Origin of the sequence: Frankia umida, from assembly GCF_023242945.1 — a bacterium.
GTDB classification, from domain to species: domain Bacteria; phylum Actinomycetota; class Actinomycetes; order Frankiales; family Frankiaceae; genus Frankia; species Frankia umida.
This window is the reverse complement of the sequence record NZ_JALKFT010000076.1, coordinates 1-4,470: the sequence shown is the minus strand read 5'-3', so window position 1 is coordinate 4,470 and position 4,470 is coordinate 1. Positions and strand designations below refer to the sequence as shown.

The window sequence follows — 4,470 nt, the reverse complement described above, 5'->3', positions numbered from 1 at the left end:
CCGCACCCCACCACCGCCGCCCCCACCACCACGGCGGCGCCGGCCACCGCCATGCTCACCACCGGCGACACCATCACCTGGATCGGCACCGACGACCAGGCCCCCACCCGCACCGCCGACACCGTCCTGCACCTCGACGGCGCCCTGATCACCCCCGCCTTCGTCGACGCCCACCTGCACACCACCGCCACCGGCCTGGCCCTCACCGGCCTCGACCTCACCACCAGCCCCACCCGCACCGCCGCCCTCGACGCCCTCGCCACCCACGCCCGCCACCACCGCCACCACACCCTGTTCGCCACCGGCTGGGACGAGACCCGCTGGCCCGAGAACACACCCCCCACCGCAGGCGACCTCGACCGCGCCACCCACGGCGCCCCCGTCTACCTCGCCCGCGTCGACGGCCACACCGCCGTCATCTCCACCGCGCTCGCCGCCGCCGCCCACGCCGCCGACCACCCCGGCTGGCACCCCACCGGCCTGGTCACCGGCGACGCCCACCACCACGCCCGACGCACCGCCGACGCGACCCTGACCACCGGCCAGCGCCACGCCGCCTGGGACGCCGTCCGCACCCGCGCCGCCACCCTCGGCATCGCCGCCCTGCACGAAATGGCCGGCCCCGACGTCTCCAGCGCCGACGACCTCACCGGCCTGCTCGCCCACGCCGCCACCACCCCCGGCCCCGCCATCCTCGGCTACTGGGCCGGTGACCTGCCCACCGCCGACACCCTCGGCGCCCGCTGGGGCGGCGACACCTTCGTCGACGGCTCCCTGGGCTCCCACACCGCCGCCCTGCACACCCCCTACGCCGACGCCCCCCACCACGGCACCCTGCACCTGGACACCGACACCATCCGCGACATCGCCCTGACCTGCGCCACCACCGGCCGCCAGACCGGCTTCCACACCATCGGCGACGCCGCCATCACCACCGTCCTCGACGGCCTCGACGCCGCCGCCACCCACCTCGGACCCCACCGACGCCACACCCTCACCACCGCCCGCCACCGCCTCGAACACGCCGAAATGATCACCCCCGCGCACCTGCCCCGCATCGCCGCCCTCGGCCTGGTCATCTCCACCCAACCCGCCTTCGACGCCCGCTGGGGCGGCCCCCACAACCTCTACACCACCCGCCTGGGACCCACCCGCGCCGCCACCCTCAACCCCTACGCCACCCTCACCCGCGCCGGCATCCCCCTCGCCTTCGGCTCCGACGCCCCCGTCACCCCCCTCGACCCCTGGGGCGCCGTCCACGCCGCCACCACCCACCACACCCCCACCGCCCGCCTGCACCCCCACACCGCCCTGGACGCTGCCACCCGCGGCGGCTGGTACGCCGCCCACGCCGACCACGACGGCCACGGCACCCTCGCCCCCGGCCACCCCGCCACCTACGCCATCTGGACCCACCCCACCACCAGCGCACACCCCACCGCCCTGCCCCACCCGACCGCACCCACCCCCACCTGCCACCGCACCGTCCTGCGCGGCCAGATCCTGCACGACACCCTCACCTGAACCCCGCCAGCCGCGGCCCACCCCCACCCCAGGCGCCGGCCCACAGCCCACCCACGCGCCACACCCGGCAGCCGCCGTCGCCAGCACACCCGTCATGACCGAAACTGGTCCGGTGACAGCGACGCCGGCCCACCCCCGCACCACAACCCCGGTGGACGGCGACCCCGCCCCCACACCCGCCACCCCGGCCGCCGACACCATCCCGGCGCAGCCCACCGCACAGCCCCCCAGCGACACCGCGCCACCGCCGGAAACAGCGCAACCAGACGCCGACCACCCCGCCCCACCACCCGCCACGGGGGAGCGGCCCGTCCACGCACCCGAAACCCCGCACACACCCGGCGCGACACCACCAGCCACAGACCCACCCGCACCCGCACCCGCACAACCGACCAGCCGGGCACCCGAGCCCAGACAACCAGCCACCGACACGATCGAGAACACCACCAGCACCGCACAGACCGACACACCACCGCCGACCACGGGGGAGAGGCCCACCCGCCGCGCCACCCTGCGCCGGCGCACCCCACCCGCCCTGACCGCCCTCACCGGCGGCGTCCTGCTCTACCTCGCCACCCCACCCGTCGGCGCCTGGCCCCTCGCACCCCTGGCCATCACCCTGCTCACCCTCACCGTCCGCCACCGACGCCTCCGCGCCAGCTACACCCTCGGCCTCCTGTTCGGCCTCGGCTTCTTCCTCCCCCTCCTACGCTTCGTCTCCTTCGTCGGCGCCGACGCCTGGATCGTCCTCGCCCTCGCCGAAGCCGCCATCCTCGCCCTCACCGCCCCCGCCACCACCCTCGTCTGGCGCCTACCCGCCCCCTGGCCCGCCCTGGCCACCGGCGCCGTCTGGGCCGCCGACGAAGCCCTCCGCGGCCGCGCCCCCTTCGGCGGCTTCCCCTGGGGACGACTCGCCTTCACCCAGTCCCACAGCCCCCTCACCCCGCTGGTCGCCCTCGGCGGCGCACCCCTGCTCACCGCCACCGTCGCCACCCTCGGCGCCCTCCTCGCCCACACCACCCTCACCGCCCACAGCGCCCGGCCCACCCGCACCCGCCGCGCCACACCCCCACCCGCACCCCCCACCCGCCGCCGCACCACCGCCACCCGTCTCGCCGCACCCCTGCTCGCCACCCTCACCCTCACCCTCACCGGCCACCTCATCCCCCTCCCCACCAACCCCGAACACGGCACCCGCACCATCGCCGCCATCCAGGGCAACGTCACCACCGACGGCGGCATCCACGCCCTCGGCCGCGCCTTCCAGGTCACCACCAACCACCTCACCCAGACCCAACGCCTCGCCGCCGACGTCACCGCCGGCCGCACCCCCCAACCCGACCTCGTCCTCTGGCCCGAGAACAGCTCCGACCTCGACCCCCTGCTCGACCCCACCGTCGCCACCGCCCTACGCGACGCCGCCCGCACCGCCAAAGCACCCCTGCTCGTCGGCGCCGTCCTCGACGGACCCGGACCAGGCCACGTCCGCAACGCCGGCATGATCTGGACCGAAAACGGCTTCACCGGCCACATGTACGTCAAACGCCATCCCGTCCCCTTCGCCGAATACCTCCCCGGCCGCGCCCTGCTCACCACCCTCATCACACGCTTCGCCGACGACATGCCCAGCGACTTCGTCCACGGCACCACCGTCGGCACCCTCCCCGCCGCCGGCACCACCATCGGCGACGTCATCTGCTTCGAAGTCGCCTACGACACCCTCGTCCGCGACACCGTCAACCACGGCGCCGAACTCCTCGTCATCCAGACCAACAACGCCTCCTTCGGACGCAACGGCGAAAGCCAACAGCAACTCGCCATGTCCCGCCTCCGCGCCGTCGAACACGCCCGCACCACCATCCAGGTCTCCACCAGCGGACAAAGCGCCCTCATCACCCCCGACGGCACCATCGTCGCCCAAAGCGGCCTCTACCAACCCGCCGTCCTGACCGCCACCCTGCCGCTGCGCACCAGCCGCACCCTCGCCGACCGCGCCGGCATCCTCCCCGAGGCGGTGCTGCTCACCCTCGCCCTGGGCGCCATGATGGCGGGAGCGCTACGCCGCACCACCCGCACCACCCGCACCACACCAGCCGGCACCACCTGACCGACCCCGCGACCAGCCCCACACCGGCACACGGCGCACCCGCAGCACCGGGCACTCGGACATGCCCCCCGAAACGGAGAGGAACCGCGTGGATCACCACAGCGTCGTCGTCTGCATCCCCACCTACAACGAGCGGGACAACCTCCCCGACACCGCCCGCCGGCTGCGCACCGCCAACCCCACCGTCGACCTGCTCGTCATCGACGACGCCAGCCCCGACGGCACCGGCCAGATCGCCGACACCCTCGCCGCCACCGACCCCCACATCCACGTCCTGCACCGCACCGAGAAATCCGGCCTCGGCACCGCCTACATCGCCGGCTTCACCTGGGCCCTCCAACACGGCTACACCGTCATCGTCGAAATGGACGCCGACGGCTCCCACCAACCCGAACAACTACCCCGCCTGCTCGCCGCCCTCACCCACGCCGACCTCGCCATCGGCGCCCGCTGGATACCCGGGGGAGAGGTCCACAACTGGCCCCGACGCCGCCTCCTGCTCTCCCGCGGCGCCAACCTGTACGTCCGCGCCGCCCTCGGCATGCCGCTGCGTGACGCCACCGCCGGCTACCGCGCCTACCGCGCCGACGTCCTGCGCGCCCGCGACCTCACCCGCATCGCCAGCCAGGGCTACTGCTTCCAGGTCGACCTCGCCTGGCAGGCCTGGCGCGCCGGCTACCGCGTCACCGAAGTCCCCATCACCTTCATCGAACGCGCCCGCGGCACCAGCAAAATGAGCAACACCATCGTCGCCGAAGCCTTCTGGCGCGTCGGCCTCTGGGCCCTCACCCACCCCCGACGCCGCCCCACCCCCCGCCCCACCAGCCCCACCCCCACCC

Annotated in this window: 3 protein-coding genes; all 3 read left to right on the top strand. The window is 74.6% G+C overall.

Annotation, left to right across the window (positions count from 1 at the left end; genetic code table 11):
• The coding region (locus MXD59_RS25770; protein WP_308301784.1) for an amidohydrolase at positions 1-1,524 on the top strand (1,524 nt) is incomplete at its 5' end.
• Positions 1,525-1,636: 112 nt separating this feature from the next.
• A complete protein-coding gene (gene lnt, locus MXD59_RS25765; RefSeq protein WP_248827158.1) occupies positions 1,637-3,631 on the top strand; it encodes an apolipoprotein N-acyltransferase in 1,995 nt (664 codons plus the stop codon).
• 88 nt (positions 3,632-3,719) lie between these two features.
• Positions 3,720-4,470 (top strand): polyprenol monophosphomannose synthase (locus MXD59_RS27160; RefSeq protein ID WP_248827157.1); only part of this gene is annotated, 751 nt, incomplete at its 3' end.